Source organism: Methylobacterium sp. 092160098-2 (assembly GCF_028920805.1).
Classification (GTDB): Bacteria; Pseudomonadota; Alphaproteobacteria; order Rhizobiales; family Beijerinckiaceae; genus Methylobacterium; species Methylobacterium fujisawaense.
The window spans coordinates 5206004-5222879 of record NZ_JAQPZJ010000001.1; the positions used below are offsets into that span (position 1 = coordinate 5206004).

Annotated in this window: 19 protein-coding genes, 1 tRNA gene and 1 pseudogene; 14 read left to right on the forward strand and 7 right to left on the reverse strand. The window is 68.9% G+C overall.

The window, feature by feature from the left end:
- Positions 1-106: 106 nt before the first annotated feature.
- From dsbD to PQI07_RS24560, 4 genes and pseudogenes are all read left to right on the forward strand, one after another.
- Positions 107-1891 carry a protein-disulfide reductase DsbD gene (gene dsbD, locus PQI07_RS24545; protein ID WP_274927597.1) on the forward strand — a complete coding sequence of 595 codons (1785 nt, stop codon included), beginning with the start codon at positions 107-109 and terminating at the stop codon, positions 1889-1891.
- Between the two features lie 34 nt (positions 1892-1925).
- Positions 1926-2558, forward strand: a complete 633-nt coding sequence (locus PQI07_RS24550; protein ID WP_274927598.1) for a DsbA family protein — start codon at positions 1926-1928, stop codon at positions 2556-2558.
- Positions 2558-3406: a L,D-transpeptidase gene (locus PQI07_RS24555; protein WP_274927599.1), complete on the forward strand. Its 849-nt coding sequence runs from the start codon at positions 2558-2560 to the stop codon at positions 3404-3406. The genes PQI07_RS24550 and PQI07_RS24555 overlap by 1 nt, the downstream gene beginning before the upstream one ends.
- A 7-nt stretch (positions 3407-3413) precedes the next feature.
- Positions 3414-3856 (forward strand): annotated as a pseudogene (locus tag PQI07_RS24560) (DsrE family protein).
- Positions 3857-3893: 37 nt separating this feature from the next.
- Here the strand turns inward: PQI07_RS24560 and PQI07_RS24565 are convergent.
- Entirely contained in the window at positions 3894-4352 is a 459-nt protein-coding gene (locus tag PQI07_RS24565) for a DUF2892 domain-containing protein (protein WP_007562657.1), read from the reverse strand.
- 169 nt (positions 4353-4521) lie between these two features.
- Between PQI07_RS24565 and PQI07_RS24570 the strand changes: the two genes are divergently transcribed.
- The 9 genes from PQI07_RS24570 (at position 4522) to PQI07_RS24610 (ending at position 10164) form a co-directional block, all read left to right on the forward strand.
- On the forward strand, positions 4522-4947 hold the full coding sequence (locus PQI07_RS24570) for a YeeE/YedE family protein (RefSeq protein ID WP_274927600.1): 426 nt from the start codon (positions 4522-4524) through the stop codon (positions 4945-4947).
- 3 nt (positions 4948-4950) lie between these two features.
- Positions 4951-5400, forward strand: coding sequence for a DUF6691 family protein (locus tag PQI07_RS24575; protein ID WP_053609869.1), 450 nt, complete (start codon positions 4951-4953; stop codon positions 5398-5400).
- Positions 5400-6206 (forward strand): sulfite exporter TauE/SafE family protein, encoded by an 807-nt coding sequence (locus tag PQI07_RS24580; protein ID WP_274927601.1) that lies wholly within the window; start codon positions 5400-5402, stop codon positions 6204-6206. Before PQI07_RS24575 ends, PQI07_RS24580 begins: the two co-directional genes overlap by 1 nt.
- A gap of 19 nt (positions 6207-6225) precedes the next feature.
- A complete protein-coding gene (locus tag PQI07_RS24585) occupies positions 6226-7137 on the forward strand; it encodes an MBL fold metallo-hydrolase (RefSeq protein ID WP_274927602.1) in 912 nt (303 codons plus the stop codon).
- Positions 7138-7153: 16 nt separating this feature from the next.
- Positions 7154-7534 (forward strand): rhodanese-like domain-containing protein, encoded by a 381-nt coding sequence (locus PQI07_RS24590; RefSeq protein ID WP_274927603.1) that lies wholly within the window; start codon positions 7154-7156, stop codon positions 7532-7534.
- A 27-nt stretch (positions 7535-7561) separates the two neighbouring features.
- The gene (locus PQI07_RS24595; protein ID WP_274927604.1) at positions 7562-8014 is read left to right on the forward strand and encodes a mercuric transporter MerT family protein; all 453 of its coding nucleotides are present in this window, start codon (positions 7562-7564) and stop codon (positions 8012-8014) included.
- A gap of 5 nt (positions 8015-8019) precedes the next feature.
- Positions 8020-8247 (forward strand): GDCCVxC domain-containing (seleno)protein, encoded by a 228-nt coding sequence (locus tag PQI07_RS24600; protein WP_274927605.1) that lies wholly within the window; start codon positions 8020-8022, stop codon positions 8245-8247.
- A gap of 703 nt (positions 8248-8950) precedes the next feature.
- A complete protein-coding gene (locus PQI07_RS24605; RefSeq protein ID WP_274927606.1) occupies positions 8951-9124 on the forward strand; it encodes a hypothetical protein in 174 nt (57 codons plus the stop codon).
- A 338-nt stretch (positions 9125-9462) separates the two neighbouring features.
- On the forward strand, positions 9463-10164 hold the full coding sequence (locus PQI07_RS24610) for a recombinase family protein (RefSeq protein WP_274927607.1): 702 nt from the start codon (positions 9463-9465) through the stop codon (positions 10162-10164).
- A gap of 71 nt (positions 10165-10235) precedes the next feature.
- On the opposite strand, the gene PQI07_RS24615 is transcribed toward PQI07_RS24610, so the two are convergent.
- The 5 genes from PQI07_RS24615 to PQI07_RS24635 form a co-directional block, all read right to left on the reverse strand.
- On the reverse strand, positions 10236-10847 hold the full coding sequence (locus tag PQI07_RS24615) for an HGGxSTG domain-containing protein (protein ID WP_274927608.1): 612 nt from the start codon (positions 10845-10847) through the stop codon (positions 10236-10238).
- Positions 10848-11078: 231 nt separating this feature from the next.
- On the reverse strand, positions 11079-13799 hold the full coding sequence (locus tag PQI07_RS24620) for a DUF3987 domain-containing protein (RefSeq protein WP_274927609.1): 2721 nt from the start codon (positions 13797-13799) through the stop codon (positions 11079-11081).
- 70 nt (positions 13800-13869) lie between these two features.
- Complete coding sequence (locus tag PQI07_RS24625; protein WP_274927610.1) at positions 13870-14103, reverse strand: hypothetical protein; 234 nt, start codon at positions 14101-14103, stop codon at positions 13870-13872.
- Between the two features lie 297 nt (positions 14104-14400).
- Positions 14401-14601 (reverse strand): hypothetical protein, encoded by a 201-nt coding sequence (locus tag PQI07_RS24630; RefSeq protein WP_274927611.1) that lies wholly within the window; start codon positions 14599-14601, stop codon positions 14401-14403.
- A 143-nt stretch (positions 14602-14744) separates the two neighbouring features.
- Complete coding sequence (locus PQI07_RS24635) at positions 14745-16055, reverse strand: tyrosine-type recombinase/integrase (RefSeq protein WP_274927612.1); 1311 nt, start codon at positions 16053-16055, stop codon at positions 14745-14747.
- Positions 16056-16148: 93 nt separating this feature from the next.
- On the opposite strand from PQI07_RS24635, the gene PQI07_RS24640 reads away from it, so the two are divergent.
- A tRNA-OTHER gene (locus PQI07_RS24640) sits at positions 16149-16223 on the forward strand.
- 339 nt (positions 16224-16562) lie between these two features.
- On the opposite strand, the gene PQI07_RS37740 is transcribed toward PQI07_RS24640, so the two are convergent.
- Complete coding sequence (locus PQI07_RS37740; protein WP_306307448.1) at positions 16563-16736, reverse strand: hypothetical protein; 174 nt, start codon at positions 16734-16736, stop codon at positions 16563-16565.
- Positions 16737-16876: the final 140 nt, after the last annotated feature.

A 16876-nucleotide genomic window follows, 5' to 3' on the forward strand; every position in this document is an offset into this window, starting at 1 on the left:
GCATGTCTCCCTGGCTGTCCGGCACCCTCCGAGCTTGGCTTAAGCCTGGCTTAAGCTGCGCTTCCGACCCGCGGCGGACCGATCCGATCCCGGACCCCGCCCGCTCATGCCGAACCTTTTCGCCCACATTGGTCTCGCCATCCTCGTCTGGACAGTCGCGGCCCTCTGGTCGCCGGGGCAGTGTCAGGAACAGTCCGCCCGGCGGACGCCTTTCACTCTCACCGCCACCCGCGACGCTGACCTCTCGCTCCGCCTGCATTGGACCATTCCTCCCGGCACTTACCTCTACCGGGACAAGATCGGGGCAGAAGCCAGGGCCGGCCTTGAGCTTCCCGTCAGCACCGCGCCGGGCGAGACCAAGGACGATCCGAATTTCGGGCCCACGGAAGTCTATCACGGCTCGGCCGAGGCCATCGTGCCCGGCGCGGCGCTCGCCAGCCTGCGGGAGGTTCGGGTCACCTTCCAGGGCTGCGCCGAGCGGGGCATCTGCTACCCGCCGGTCACAAAGCGACTGGACCTCGCCGCCCTTGCAAACGCCGATGCACCCTCAGGCGGCGAAGCCGTCCGTGCCGCCGAGCCTCCCGGCGGGACGGCCACGACGGCCTCGCGCCCGGGCGTCTTTCCCGCCGGACCTGCCATCTTCCTCGTCGGCAACCTGACCGGCGTCCTAATGGGGATGTTCGGGCTCGGCCTCCTCCTGGCGTTCACCCCCTGCGTGCTGCCGATGGTGCCGATCCTGTCGGGCATGCTGGTCCGCTCCGGCCAAGCGCTCACGCCAGGGCGGGGGCTCGTGTTGTCCGGGAGCTACGTCCTCGCCATGGCGGTAGCCTATGCTAGCCTCGGCGTCGCGGCGGCATGGCTGGGTCGCAACCTGCAGGTCGCCCTCCAGACACCCCCGGCCCTCGGCCTCATGGCCGCCGCTTTCGCCGCACTCGCCCTGTCGATGTTCGGTCTATTCGACCTCCAGGCACCGCGCTGGTGGCGGGACCGGTTCGGCGCCGCTCCGGCGGCGGAGGGAGGATCGGTCGTGGGCGCCGCGCTTCTCGGCTTCAGCTCGGCCCTCGTCGTCGGGCCTTGCGTGACGCCTCCGCTCGCGGCCGCGCTCCTGTACGTCGCCCAGACCGGCGACGTCCTGCGCGGCGCGCTGGCCCTCTTCGCCCTCGGCCTCGGGATGGGCGCCCCGCTGATGCTCGTCGGCACGTTCGGCGCCGGCATCCTGCCGCGATCCGGCCCGTGGCTGGTGCGGGCCAAGCACGCGTTCGGCTTCGTCTTCCTGGCGCTGGCGGTCTCGCTGATCACCCGTCTGCTGCCGGACGGACTGTCGCTCCTGCCCTGGGGGGCGCTCGCCATCGGCTTCGGGCTGTCGGTCGCCGCGATGGCGACGGGCGGCATCCCGGCGCGTATCGGCAGAACGGCGGGGATCGCGGCCGTCGCTTACGGCTGCGCCCTGATCGTCGGCGCCGCGGCTGGCGGGACCGACCCCCTGCGGCCGTTCGCCGGCTTCGGCTCGCCGCAGGTGGACCGGGCCATCGCGGCCCGCACGGTGTCCTCCGTGCCCGCGTTCGAGACCGCCCTCCAGGCCGCACGCGCCGAGGGGAAGCCGGTGCTCGTGGAGTTCGCCGCCGACTGGTGCACCGTCTGCAGGACGAATGAGCGGACGGTCCTGGCCGATGCCGGAATCCGTGAGAGGCTCAAGGCCGTCTCGGTCATCCGGGCCGATGTCACCCGCGACGACGCCGACACGCGTGCCCTGATGCGGCGCTTCGAAGTCGTCGGACCGCCGACCCTCATCCTGATGCGCCCCGACGGTGGCGAGGTGCGGGAGGGTCGCACCGAGGGCGAGCTCACGGTCGAGGCCCTGACCCGTCGCCTCGCCCTGGTCGGCGCCTGAGCCAGCCCCCTTCGACAACCCCACGGAGACCGTCATGGACCGCAGGACCCTGCTCGCCCTTCTGCCCGCTGCCGCGCTCGCGCCGACCCTTCTGGCACCGCCGGGGATGAGCCAAGCCCTCGCCGAAGGCATCGACGCGAATGCCATCCTCAACGACCCCGAGGCGCCTGTCTCCGGCAACGCGAAGGGCGACCTGACCATCGTCGCCTTCCTCGATTACAATTGCCCGTTCTGCAAGAAGTCCGAGCCCGACCTCCTCCGGCTGGTGAAAGCGGACGGACGGATCCGCCTCGTCCACAAGGACTGGCCGATCCTCGGAGATGCCTCCGTCTACGGTGCCCAGCTCGCCCTCGCGGCGAAGTACCAGGGCCGCTACGACGCGGTGCACCGGGCGCTCATGGCCATTCCGGGCCATAAGATCCCGAAGGAGCGGATGCTGGAAGCCGTGTCCGCCGCGGGCGTCGACATGGCCCGCCTGGACGAGGACCGGAAATCCCATCACGCTGAGATCGCCGCTCTGCTCCAGCGCAACCTGGACCAGGCCGATGCTCTCGGCCTGCAGGGCACGCCGGTCTTCCTGATCGGCCCGCTGAAGGTGGCCGCGGCGCTCGACTATGACGGATTCAAGCAGGCTGTGACCCAGGCGCGCGCCAGGGGCCGCTCGTGATGCGGCGGCCCTTGCGTCTCCCGGCATTGATTGCGCTCGCCGCGGCGCTCGGCGCCTGCACGGCCTCGATGGGGGCGCCAGCCCGTATCGCCGGGGCCGGGCCACGCATCGCGCCGGATGCCGTGCGCCGGTACGCGACGATCACGGACGAGCCGTTCCCGGTCGAGGCGGTCGATCCGCGCGACCTCAAGGCCCGCAACGTCCGTCAGATGGTCGACTTCCCCACGAAGGAGCCGCCCGGCACTCTCGTGGTCGATCCCTACAGGCGGTTCCTCTACCTCGTCCTGGAGGGCGGCAAGGCGATGCGCTACGGGGTCGGCGTCGGCAAGGCGGGTTTCGAATTCACCGGCGAGGCGACAATCGCCCGCAAGGCCGCCTGGCCGCGCTGGACGCCGACGCCCGACATGATCCGCCGGGACCCGGAACGGAATCGGCGCTGGGCCGGCGGCATGCCGGGCGGGGATAGGAACCCCCTCGGAGCCCGGGCGCTCTACCTGTTCAAGGACGGCAAGGACACGCTCTACCGCATCCACGGCACCACGGAGCCATGGAGCATCGGCGAGGCGGTCTCCTCCGGGTGCATCCGCATGCTGAACCAGGACGTCATCGACCTGCATCGGCGCGTGCCCATCGGCACGAAAGTCGTGGTGCTCGGGTCGCGGGGCACCCCCGACGCCGCGCGCCGGGACGGGCCGGAGACGACGGGCAGCGTCGGCGGCGGCACGTCCGCCGGACCGGAGCCGGAGGACGGATTCGATCACGCGCGGCTCGACAGCCTGTCCGCCGGCCACCCGAAGGCTCCGGAGCCACAGACCGACGACGGAGAGCCCGACGACGACCGTCGTTAGGAGCCGAATGCGCGCGGTCCTGCTCGCGACCTCGGAGCGGGCGCCGCCCCGGCCGGCTCGGCAGCGCCGGCCGGGTACTACGCGGACCAGAAGTGGTCTACCACAGCGGTGGGAGAGGGCCCCGACAGCACCGCCTACTTAAGGCGCCTGCTCGGCAATCTGCGCAACCATGTGGAGGCCGTAGGCAAGGAGCATGTCGACATACGCGTGGTGAGCCTCGGCGACGGGGTCGCGCTCCTCCAGTCTGCCGTGGACAACAAGGATCTTGCCGGACGCATCGATGCCCTCCGGGCCGCGGGCGTCAGGTTCCTGGTCTGCGCCAACACGTTGAGGGAACGGAAGATCGACCGCGGCGCTCTCTACGGCGTGAGCGAGGACGATATCGTGCCGAGCGGCGTCGCCGAGTTGGCGCGCCTGCAGGGCATGGGGTTCGACTACATCCACCCTTAGCTCGGCGAGAGGGCGAGGCCGTTCCGGCGTCCTACCATCAGAGCCTGGCCGCCATGAGCGCGTGACCCGCCCGAGTGTCGTGGTCGCCCGGGCCCGGTCCGATGGGACCGAAATCGCCCCGGAGCGCCTTCAGAGCGTTGCGCTCGACCTCAATCTCGCGGGCCGTGCGGAAGCCGAGCCGCCGAAGCACCGGCAAGGGCGGGCACCAGCCCTGAACGGCGTGCTGGAGCAGGAACGCTGTCACCGCCAGCGGCAGGGCGAGCCAGCGCCGGTCGGCGGTCATGCCCAGCACGGTTCCGGTGAGCGCCAGCGTCGCGGCATTGGCCTCCAGTGTCCGCTCGATGTCCCACTCCGCGTCGAGCTCGCGTATCCGGCGACCGATGGCCTGCGGGTGCTCGGCATGCCAGCGGACACTGGCATTGAGGTCGGCGGCGATGCGCTGGTTGTCGTGCGCGCCTGTGTGAAGCGGGACCCGCTTCGCCGTTCCGGGGATCATTGGCCATCTCCCTCTTGACGTTAGATTAGAAATATCTAATTAAGCATCATCTAATTCTGCTGCGGTTGAGTGCGGGGGGGGGCACCCGTCCAACGACAACCGCGGAAGTGGCCTGAGGATCATGCGGCGCCGACGGGTTTGCCGCTGCCGCAGCTCGGGAGAGATCACCATGGACGGCTTCACGCCACTCAGCGCTACCCTCGGCGGCCTCATGATCGGCGCCTCCGCAGCCGTGTTCCTGCTCCTCAACGGACGCGTGGCCGGCATCAGCGGCATCCTCGGTGGGCTGCTCGCCCGGCCGTCACGAGAGACCGGCTGGCGGATCGCCTTTCTGGCCGGCTTGGTCCTGGCGCCGCTGCTCTATGCCGGCCTGGGAGGCAGCCTGCCGCCGGTGACGGTCGCCACCTCGTTCCCGCTCCTAGTGTTCGCGGGCCTGCTCGTCGGGTTCGGCGCGCGCCTTGGGGCCGGCTGCACCAGCGGCCATGGCGTCTGCGGCATCGGTCGCGGCTCACCCCGCTCCCTCGTCGCGACGGGCACCTTCATGGCCGTCGCCATCCTGACCGTCCTCGTCACGCGTCGCCTGCTCGGAGCCTGAGCCATGGCCAAGATCGCCTCCGCCTTTGCCGTCGGCCTGCTATTCGGGCTCGGCCTGCTCGTCTCCGGCATGGCTAACCCGGCCAAGGTCCTCGCTTTCCTCGACGTGACCGGACGTTGGGACCCGAGCCTTGCCCTCGTCATGGCGGGCGCCGTCGCGGTCTCGGCCGCTGGCTACTTGATCGCGAGGCGCAGGCGCCGGCCGCTGCTTGCGCCACGGTTGGAGATCCCGACCCGGCGCGATCTCGATCCGCGCCTGATCACCGGTGCCGCGATCTTCGGTGTGGGCTGGGGTCTTGCCGGCCTCTGCCCCGGGCCGGCGCTGACCATCCTCACGGTCGTTCCAGCCCAGGCCGCCACTTTCGTGGCCGCCATGGTCGTCGGCATGCTGCTGTTCCGCCTTGTGCCCTCGGCGGCCTCGAAGTCCTCGGCGGTGCAAGGAGCGGACGCGTGATGCCCAACTTGCTGACATCCGGTCTCGCGACGGGCTCGGGCGCTGTCGTCGGCGTGATCCTCGGCCTCGTTGGCGGAGGGGGCTCGATCCTGGCAGTTCCGCTCCTGACCTACGTGGTCGGGGTGAGCTCGCCTCACGTGGCCATCGGCACGAGCGCCCTGGCGGTTTCGGCCAGTGCGGCGGGCAACCTCGTCCCGCATTGGCGCGCCGGGATGGTGAAGGGGCGGTGCGCGGCGGTGTTCTCGCTCGCCGGTGTCCTTGGTGCGCTCGCCGGCTCGGCGGCGGCCAAGGCGGTCGATGGGCAGAGCTTGCTGGCCCTGTTCGGGGTCGTGATGCTCGTCGTCGGAGGTATGATGCTGCGCAAGCGGCGCGGCGCGGGCGATCCGGACGTGCGCCTGACCAAGCAGAGCGCCCCGGTGCTCCTGCCCTGGCTGCTCGGCATCGGCTTCGCCGTGGGCCTGTTCTCCGGCTTCTTCGGCATCGGCGGAGGGTTCCTGATCGTGCCGGGCCTGATGCTGGCGACGGCCATGCCCCTGCCGATGGCCATCGGCACCTCGCTGGTTGCGGTCAGCGCCTTCGGCGCCGCCACCGCGGCCAGCTACGCCGCCTCCGGCCTGATCGACTGGCCACTCGCCGGCCTGTTCATCCTCGGAGGCATGCTCGGCGGCGTCGCGGGCGCCCGCCTCGGCAAGCGCCTCGCCGCGCACAAGCGCGCCCTGACCATCACCTTCGCCGGCCTCGTCATCCTGGTCGGCCTCTATGTCGTCGCCCGCGGAGCGCTACCGCTCCTCGGCGCGACGACCTGAACCCAGACGGAGGAGATTCATGTCGGACCAGACCACCCCGCCCTTGCGCGGACGGCCCATCGTGACGGGCTTCTACGATGAGCCGACCGGCAGCATCCAGTACGTCGTCGCGGATCCCGACACGAAGCGCTGCGCCATCATCGACCCGGTGCTCGACTTCGACCCGAAGTCCGGCGCGACCGCCACCCGGTCCGCCGACACGCTGCTCGCCCATATCGAACGTGAGGGCTACGCGCTGGAGTGGATCCTCGACACGCACCCGCACGCCGACCACTTCTCGGCGGCGGGCTACCTGCACGACAGGACCGGTGTCCCGACCGCCATCGGCGAGAAGGTCGTCGCGGTGCAGCGGCTCTGGAAGGGGCTCTACAACCTGCCCGACACGTTCCGAACGGACGGCTCGCAGTGGTCGCGCCTCTTCGCCGACGGCGAGCGCTTCCGGATCGGCAACCTCGACGTCGAGGTGATGTTCACGCCGGGCCACACCCTGGCCTCCATCGCCTACCGGGTGGGGGACGCCGCCTTCATCCACGATACCGTGTTCATGCCCGACAGCGGCACGGCGCGGGCGGACTTCCCGGGCGGCGACGCGCACGTGCTCTGGCGCAGCATCCAGCGCATCATGGCTCTGCCGGACGAGACGCGACTGTTCACCGGACACGACTATCGCCCGGGCGGGCGCGCGGCCGCTTGGGAGAGCACCGTCGCGCGGCAGCGAGCCGAGAACAAGCACCTGACGGAGACGGGCACCGAGGAGGCGTTCGTGCGGATGCGCGAGGCGCGCGACCGTGAGCTGCCGATGCCCAAGCTCATCCTGCCTTCGCTGCAGGTCAACATCAGGGGCGGCCGCCTGCCCGAACCCGAGGCGAACGGGAAGCGCTACCTGAAGATCCCGCTCGATGCGCTCGGTGAGGCGGCCTGGGGCGAGTGAAGGGGAGAACACGGCGATGAAGAGCGCGAAGGACTTGGTGGCAGAGGCGAGCCGCGAAATCGAGACCCTCTCGGCGGACGAGGCGGTGAAGCGGCTGGGCGATGCGGATACGATCTTTGTCGATGTTCGTGAGGGCGAGGAGGTGCGGAAGTCCGGCAAGGTGAAGGGGGCGGTGCACGTGCCGCGCGGCTTCCTGGAGTTCCAGGTTGATCCGTCGAGCCCGACGCATAAGGCCGAGTTCAGCGCGGGCAAGCGGCTGGTGCTGTACTGCGGCTCGGGCAACCGCTCCGCGTTGGCGGCCAAGACCCTGAAGGAGATGGGCGTCGAGCACGTGGCGCATGTCGACGGGGGTTTCCCGACCCTGGAAAAGGCCGGCGCCGATGTAGAGCACGTTTGAGCTTTTTGATCTCGTAGTAGCTACAGGATGCAGAGTGGCACGGCCCTGACCGACACACTACCCCTAGCGACTTTTGCGAGATCCGCCTCGCGTCCGCGGGACAGCCTGCCCGCTCCTTCAGGAAGCTGGTTCGCCGGGCTGGGTGCAGTCGCCGGGTTGGGGGCTCTGGCGGCATCGTCCTGCTGCGCCCTGCCGGTGGCGCTCGCCGGTCTCGGCCCAACGGGGGCCGTATTCGGCGGGTTGGCGATGTTGGCGAGCATCCGACCGATCCTGCTCGGCGGGGCCGCACTGGCCCTGCTCGTGGGCTGGGGGCTGTTCCTGCGTCGCCGGGCAACGGTCTGCGCCATGGCTGGCCCATGTACCAGCACCGGACCATCACGGCGCACGGCTGCCCTACTCGGGATCGGGACGGCGCTGGTTGCCCTGGCGCTTGTGTGGGAACCCTACCTTGAGCCGATGGTGCTCAAGGCCATACGGTAAGGCGAATGCAGCTTCAGTCCACTCTCACATGCCCGCACTGCGGCCATCAGGCGACGGAGACGATGCCGACCGACGCCTGCCAGTTCTTTCACGAGTGCATCGGCTGCGCCACGCTCCTGCGCCCGAATGCAGGCGACTGCTGCGTCTTCTGCTCCTTCGGTGACGTACCCTGCCCACCGATCCAAGAGGCCCGCGAGAGCGGTCAGCCTGCCTCCTGCTGCTCAAGGTCATAGCGACCAGCCCAGCCGAACATAGCTGCTTCCCACCCGCGGCAGCCGATCAGCATGGTCCGGTTTGGGTATGCCTTAGGGATCCGTGAACAGTCTGGGCGGCTAAACCGTTGCGGGAGCAGCCACGTTGGACAGCAGCCTGCCGCTGTCTTGGCTAACAGGGTTCGTGTGACCATGAGCCGACCGCCTTCGATCCGCGCTCGCATCCTCACCGTTCTTGCCGACGAGCCTATGAGCACTTTGCAGCTCGCCAAGAGGGTGGGCATCACCACGCGGCGGCGAGGTGAGGTCGTTAAACTGGCGTGCGTCGTTCTGGAGGATGAAGGTCTGATCGAGCGAGTGGAGGGCCGATGTCATCCGAAGTGGCGTAGGCCGATCCGCTCGACAGCCGAAATGTCCCTGAACACGGCCTGTCCGCCGTCATCGAGCTGGATGGCGCCAATCCTCGACGAGCGCTTAGCACGCGAGCTGGTCCGGGGGCTCGTACAGTCAGCTCTCGCCCGAGGGGTAGATCCAGCCACACGCCTTCGAGAGTTCAGCACGCTGCAGCAGGCCACGATCGCGATGTCGCGAGATCCTACGCTTGCCAGGACCGCCGAGCAGCTCGTCCAAGCAATCGATCTAACCCTGCAGGAGCTAGCCTCAGTAAAGTCGTAGGAGCGTTCAACGAGGGCAGGGTGTTCAAGCCTTTGCTACGCCACCAACGATGGCGTTCAGCCAGGGTGCCAGCAGCGTCGCCAGAACCGGCGGCAGGTTGCTCGTGTCCAACAAATCCACCGCTGTCTTCCTGTCACCCTCATCCATGCGGCAACAACGCGGGATGTTCTCCGTCCTCGACACGCGCGCCGATATGTCAGACAGCACCGAGGTCCGCAGCTGAGCTCGTGAGGGCATAAGCTCGACGCCGTCAGCGCCTCGGATCGGACAGAATGTCCGAACGCTCCGCGACCGGCAATTTTGTCTGGACACCGCGCGAGAGCCCGCGCTGCTGCGCCGTGGTGTACCCCAGGGGTGGCCGCCCGGTGAGACCGCTGGGGGTTGTGTTGCGCGAACCCAGGATGCACCACCCGATATCCCGATCGCGATCAGGACCGAGCGCTGCACGGATCGGCGGGAATATGCGACCAAAACCGAGTTACGAGTGACATTCCTAGCGACCGTATCATGCTATGCAACGCTCGTTGCACAGAGTGATATGGGTATAGAATGACCCACGCGATGACCCACGCCCGCTTCATCGCCTACCTGCGGGTCAGCACCGATCGCCAGGGACGATCCGGCCTCGGCCTGGAGGCGCAGCGCGCGGCGGTGACCGACTTCCTCAACGGCGGCGCCTGGACGCTGATCGCCGAGGTGGTCGAGGTCGAGAGCGGCGCCCACAGTGATCGACCGGAACTCGCTCGCGCCCTGGCGCTGTGCCGCGCGCACCGCGCCGTCCTAGTGGTGGCCAAACTCGACCGCCTGGCCCGCGATGCACACTTCCTCCTGGGCCTGCAAAAGTCTGGCGTCGACTTCATCGCCTGTGACATGCCCTCGGCCAACCGGATGACCGTGGGCATCATGGCCGTGGTCGCCGAGGAGGAGCGACGGATGATCTCTGCCCGCACGAAGGCTGCGCTGGCCGCCGCCAAGGCCCGCGGTCGCGTGCTCGGTGGCTTCCGAGGGCGAGCCGGCACCGCCGCGGACACGGCCAAAGCCCGTACCGCCCTCAGACGCAACGCCGACTCGCGGGCCGAGGTCTTGATGCCGATCCTGGCGCGCCTCGATCCCGACGGCACGGCATCGCTGAATGCTCTGGCGCGAGCGCTGGCGGCCGAAAACGTGCCGACGCCGAGCGGGCGCGGAGCGTGGACGCCGACAGCCGTGGCGCGCCTGCGGGCGCGCCTCACGCCCGCGTTGCATGGGCAGGCCACGTCGTGACCTGATCCAGCGGCGTCGCCGCCGCTAGCCGCGCCCGCTCCGTCCTCACGCGGGATGCGATCGACCCCAGGTCAGTCGAATAGGCCGCCGACCGGCGGCTCGTCCTCAACAGCTTCCGCGATCTCGGCCTCGAGCTGCGCCAGGTGAGCGCGAAACCTCGCCCGCAGTGCATCGAGCTCGGCCTGATCCGGCGTCGGCGCTGAGGGCGCCTCCTGCATGATTGTGTCGAGCCATTGCCGAGCCTCGCGCGCGTGGCGCCCGTGCGCTCGATCGCGCCTGCTGCCTGGTTTGTGCGTGTGCCGCCACGCCTCCAGCCGCGCCAGCTCGGCCGCGGTCATAGCGGCGATCTCAGCGCGCCGCTGCCGGCGTTTGCGGGCCTTGTGGGCGTCACTGCGCGGCTTGCCGGTCGGGAGGCCGTTCGGGAAGCCCGGCGTGTGCCAGCCAGCCGGTCCGTCACCGCGCGGGGTGGCGCCGCCGTGCAACTTGCACCTCGTCCGTCCTTTCGCCGGGATCCGCCGGCACGGCTCGCCGGTCGACTTCGCTTTCGCACCGCAGATCGGGTGCAGGTGACGCTCAGCGTTGAATCGTCGGATCGCCGCGACCGCGATGGCGCGGAACTCGGCCGACCGGCGCCACAGGTGCGGTTTTCCGGATGTGCGCCCGGCGGCCGGACGCCGTTTCACGATAGGACTCCGTGCGGTAACGAACAGGAGCGTCCACACCCCCTGATCTCGGTGCGGACCGTGTCGACATTGTCGCTCGCGCGCCACGAGAAAGATCGAGGAGATCGGCAGACGAAGCCGGTAGGGTGGTGATATTTATTTATGTCTCTGGGGACTTGGTAGCTCGCGCACGCAAGCGACAATGTCGACACATCGGGCTTCGGTGCGCCGGAGAACGATCCCGAACGTGGCCTAGACATCGTCCGGCGCGCTCCGTTGCGCTTGGACGGCGGCCTCGATCTTTGCTCGCTTGGCCGCGCGTTCCGCTTTCTCGCGGACGGCCCGCTCGCTGAACCGCCGATGCACGTCCGGATTGACCTTCCATTCACCGGGGCCAGTCGACCCTGGCGGTGCCGGCCGCGACACCTCAACCCAGGCCGCTTCCTCTAAGTCGCGCACCGCCGCGACAATAGCCTGCCGGTCCTTGCGCAGCTCCCGGTAAGCCCGTTCGACGTCGCGCGGTGTGAAGCGCTCCATCTCCGGATGCGCGAGGATCCAGCCGGCGATCCAGCGCGCCGCCGTCGTGCGCTCCTGCGGCTCGGAATTGACCCGGTAGAAGTGCCAAGCATGCTTGAGCAGGAATAGGGCGAACCGGCCCGCTTTGCGCATCGTGTCGGCCGTGACTTCCGCATCGACGGGCACTCCGCCGGCGAGGCTCCAGGTCTCCAGCGCGTGGAAGACGAGCGTGATCCGAGGCAGGAGCTTGCCCCACTTCGAGATGTGGCCTTCCCACGCGGCCGATGCGCCCGGAAGATGGGCTTGCCGCCGGATTAGCGCGTCCACTCGATCCATGACCACGTGCGCCGCGTCCGACAGCCGAACGGTGCCCCCGGACATTTTGTCTATCCCCGCCAAGGTCTGGATCGCGCTCGCGTACTCGGCCAGGGCGCCCAGGTCGGGCGCACGGTCGACGAAACGGCGCTCCACGCCGTCCCAGAGCACGAAGAGCGTGCGCTGCCCCAATCCGTCGACGCCGAGGTTCCGGAACAAAGGTCCGATCCGATCGGGCTGTGACGATGACAGCAGACCCATCAACGCGGAGTCGGCTCGTATCGGCTTGGCCTCCGAGACGCGGTCGAGGATGATGCTTCCGCCGTCGAAAAATTGCAGCGCACGGCCGCGATCCCCGTCGCCGTTGCGCTTGTACGCTCCGAAATTCAGGAATGAGACGTACTCGTCCACCGCCCGCATCAGGCCCCGCGGGTTTTGCTGATGCAGGCGGATCTGCTGTTCGGGCGTCACGTCGTCGATCATGGTGCGGCGCCAGGGCGGAGGCGGACCGATCGGCGTCGTCTTATCCTTCCTGCTCGCGGCCTTCCTGGCCTCGTAGGCCCGATGCTCGCGCTCACTCACCTCCATGAGCCGGTGGTCGACCGCTCTCAGGGGCTTCAATGCGCTGCTGATCGTTGGGGATTTTGCACATCCCGGCGGCCCGACCAGCACGGTCCACAGCGCTGCGGGCTCGGTGTAGGTCGGATCATGGCGCCGCGGCTGGATCTGTAAGGCGTTGCCGAGCGCGCCGCCGGCCACCGTCACGGCAGCGGCGGCGGCGAACATCATCGGTACGCCGATCCGGCCTGCCTCCGTGCGCGCGTACATCTCGATCACGTCCGGCAGGCTGCCGGGGGGCGGTGTCGACAGATCGGCCGGATCATCGTCGCCGAAGATGTCCGCCGGGCCGCCGTGATCCTCGGTAATTTCCTTGACGCTCGCTGCGGCGTCATCCTCGATCGGCTCGAAGAAGTCCCCGGGTTGTGCGTCCGGCTTGACCCGGGCCAGAGCGTTCGCGACGGTCTTGCGCAGGTAGTACTCGGCCCGTCCATCGTCGCGGGCCTCGGCTTCCGCCTCGAACTTCTCCGGTGAATACGCCGCAACGATCGCGGCCACATCGGCTGGATCCGAGATGCCGGCCTGGATCACCGCGGCGGCGACGGCGTAGTCTCGCGCCGAGCGATCGCCCTGCACCGCTTCTGCTGCCAAGCATTTGTCGAGCTGAGGGCGCGCTGCTCGCGCACGCGTCAGCCGCTCCACCAACTCCGAATCCAACCGCTCCGGGGCTCCGACCGCCTCCCACGCAGCCGAGAGATCGAACTCGAGCTTGGCGGCGGATGCTGCTCTGGCGGTGATCGGAGGTGCCAGAATGGCGAGATGGTCGAGCGTGTGCAGGCGCCGCGGGTCGTACACCTTGCCTTGCACCGGGGCGGGCACGCGCTTGCGCGCCCGCTTCTTCGCGTTCGGCAGGTTGACGGTCCCGGGCATGCGGAACAGGTGCGAGACGTCGTGGGTGTTGTCGCCGCCGTTGAGCAGCGCGAAGCCGCGCGCCTGTGCCTCCGCGGCCGCGATAGTCTGCGGCGTGGCGGGCAGCGATTCCCGCAGCAGCCACACTCCCTGATAGCCGCCGCCGCTGTCGATGACGGCGCTGGCCTCCTGGCGTTGGCGCCAGTCAAGCGCCTGATGCCACAGCCTTTCCCGCTCCTTGCTCAGGCCGCCATCGTCGGCGGTGGGGTCGAAGTGCGGATCGCAATCAATGGCGACGCCGCGGATGCGTGCAATATCCGCCTTGCACACGCGGCCATGCTTGCCCTGCTGTTGCTCCCGAGGGACCGGCTCGTTCAGGGTGAAGTAGAGATTGTGCTTGGCCTGGCGCGCCTCGATCCACCGGCTCAGCGCATCGCGCTCGGCCGGCAGCGCGAAGGTCGCCCCGTGGCAGCCGCCTGACTCTGGATCGATCGCCGCGACCGCGAGAAGTCCGGACCCAATCAGCGCGATGAGGAAGGCGACGGCCGCTTCCGTGTCCCAGGCCGGCAGAGCCGGCGCAGACATTTGGTCTGGTGCGGTCACAGCGGGCGCGGGTGCCTGGCTACCAACCATTGGCAGGTGGCCGCTGCCGCTCTCCGGAATGCTTGCGTCCATGATGAAGGTCCGGCGAGCGTTGTGTGGTCGGCGCCCGGCCCGATGGCAGCGGAGACGAGGCGGCGACTTCCTACGGGTGGATGGTGCCGCGCTCGGGCGCGGCGTGTACGGCGTGCTGCTGGAGCTGTGGCTCTCGCCAGATCACGACCTCGATCGACCAGTGGTCGATCGCGACGGTCGAGCCCTGAGCGCCCGGCTCCTCACCGAAGTGCGATGCGAGCTGCCTCGGATCGCTTCGCCCGCGCCGCAGCGCCGCGGGTCCCTGGCCGCCACGGTTCAGCGTTCTCGACAAGGGTGAGGACACCCGCGGTCTCGACGACAACCCGACCAGCGAGGCGCCGGAGCGTGAGCCGGCCATCGGAAGCGAGGCGGTAGATCGTGCTGCGCGACAGTCCGGTCACCTCGGCCGCCACATCCATCCGCAGATGGGGGCGCTTCTGCCAGGGGATGGCGTCTGGGCGCTCGCGGTGCTTCGCGGTTGGACGTGCCATGCTACAGCCTGCCTCTGTCTGATATGTCTGACGACAAAGAGACACGGCTTTGCAGAGGCGTCACGACGGGGTTAAAAACAAATACCTATCTTATTGCGTGATCAGCATAATCAGTCGAAAGTCCATCTGCTATCTTTCCGGCGCTCCTGCCGCTTACGTGCCTCGCTGCGATCCCGGCGCAGCCGCCGCTTCACAGTCTCTTTCTTGATCTCACTCCCTGCCGCCTCTTCCGCCAGCTGCTTCGCGAAACCGGCTTTGCGGAAGCCGATCTCCATCTGGATGAAGCGCAAGATCATCGGCTTCAGCGCCACAGGCGGGCGCCCACGCCTCTCGGGCTTCCGAACCGGGGGATCGCCGGACCGGCTCGTTTCCGGATCGTAGGATCGGCTTCCAGGAGGCCGGCCGCGGAGCTTGCCGGCCTTTGTCCACTTTTTCTTGGCCCGCTGCCGCTCCGTCACGCCGCGGCTCCGTCGACAGGCTGCAGCGTGGCGACTGGGCTCGGTGCCAGGGGCGTGACGGCTCGACGGGCGATCTCCTCCGTCGCTTCGACGATGTAGGCGGAGTAGTGGTCCTCGATCATCTGCACGCTGGTGTCGTGCAGCGCCGCGACGAGCCTCACCGGTACGCCGGCGCTCAGCGCCCGCACGATCGAGCTGTGGCGCAGGCACAGCATGACCGTCCCAGGAGGCACCTCGGCGCGGGTCCGAGCCCTGTCCCATAGGCGCAAGGCCGCCGAGGCTGTGGCCCACGGCCCCCGGTCGACCCGTTCCCAAGAAACGGGCCCGACTTGCCGATGACGCCAATGGAGCAGGAGCGGCTCGTGCCCGCGCCGTCCGGCAAGGACGGGCTGCAACCGCTCGATCACGTCGGCGCCAACCGGCACAGCAATCGGCGTCGGGCGCTTACCAGCGCGGCCCTTGTTCGAGGGCGGCACCATGATCCGGCCACGCGCGGTCTGCACGTCGCCGACAGTGATTCGCGCGACCTGCGAGTGGCGAGCCCCTGTGGCTGCCATGACCAGTACGAGCCGCCCGAAATCGCCGGTGTCGTCGACAGCGAAGGCTGCGTCGACGAGGCGTCGGATCTCGGCGTCGGGCAGGATCTGCTTGCGCGCACTCGACCCTGCTGAGATCGCTTTCGTGCCGGTGCGGATCTCGGCGGCGAGCGTGGCCGGCAGCACGCGACGGTGGTGTTCCGCAGCTGCATTGAGCGCAGCGCGCAAGTCGTTCAGCAGCCGGTTGACGGTGGTGGGTTGCAACTCGCCCGATAGGCGCTGTCGCCAAGCCCGGATGATGCCCGCGTTGAGCTTCGCGAGGTGCGTGTCGGCGAAGGACTCGTCGGCGAGGACATGCTTGCCGAGGCGTTTCTCGGCGTCCCGTCCTGCCGCGGACGCGCGCGCCGAACGGGCGGCGACGTAGGCTTCGATGGCCGTGCGGACGCTTGGGACCTCGGTGTCACCCCCCTCCCCTTCGCCGTCGAGACGACGTACCTGAGCGCGCGCCCATTCGATGGCTGCCGTCACCGCAGCTGGGTACGAGAGGGCGTCTGGATCCGATCCAGGGTCGTCAGCCTGGGCGAGGCGTTGCTCGACGCGGTTCCCATCGATCACCAGCTTGACGATCCAAGCGCCGGGCCCGCGCGCAGGTTTGCGGTAGCCCAGGCTGACGCCGCCCCGGCCTCCCGAGACACCTTGCCAGCGTGGGTTCTTGGCCGGCGCAAGCCGGGCACGCTTAGCTACGCTGTCGAAGCTGCTAGGCTTTGCCATCGATCGGTCTCACACAGCGTCTCACACAGACGGTCAGGCCAACTATGTTAGCAGGAGACGAAAAAAGCGAGTGCCTAGAGAGAACTATGGAGTGCGCTTTTGTCCGCTTTGTCTCGTGGTTGCCCTTTCACGGCGAAAACACGGGTTCGATTCCCGTAGGGCGCGCCAGCACATTCAAGCCCGTAGCTGAAGGTGCTGGTGCGGCTCACATGGCTGTTTCACACCGTTCGCTCAGACCGTGCCAGGCCATGGATGCCAGCCCATGGACCCGCGAGTGATGCCCGTTCGGCACGTGAGGGGCGTACGCGGCCCGCTCGGAGGCTGACCGTCCCGTGGTGGTGCGCCTCCAGCGTGGCGTGCCGCCCGCGGAAGGGGCCTCAGTCCACGGCGAGCGGGCGCCGACGGGCCGGACCACATGCCCCACGCGTCTCAGCCGGGGGGCCGGATCGCCGGGTTGAAGAGCCGCAGGGAGCGGCCGGCCCCGCGGGAAGAGGCCGACGACCCCGCTCACGGGGGCATCGCCAGCATCCGGACCGCCAGGGCGACCATCATCACGCTCTCGGTCAGCGCGACGAAGCCGGGCGGCACCGTGCTCGCCCCGCCGGCGCAGGCGCACTCGATGTCGCGCCCTTCGAGGTCGACCGCCTTGAACACCGCGTTGGCCGGCACGGAGGTCGGCATGTTCGGGCGTGGGCCGCCTTGCCGAGACGGCGCTGCAGGTCGTCGATGAAGGTCCGGGGCGTCGGTTTGACCGGGGGCTCGTCCTTGAGGCGTTCGGCCTCATCGCGGGCCGTGAGCCTGCGGTCCTCGACCGCGAAGCC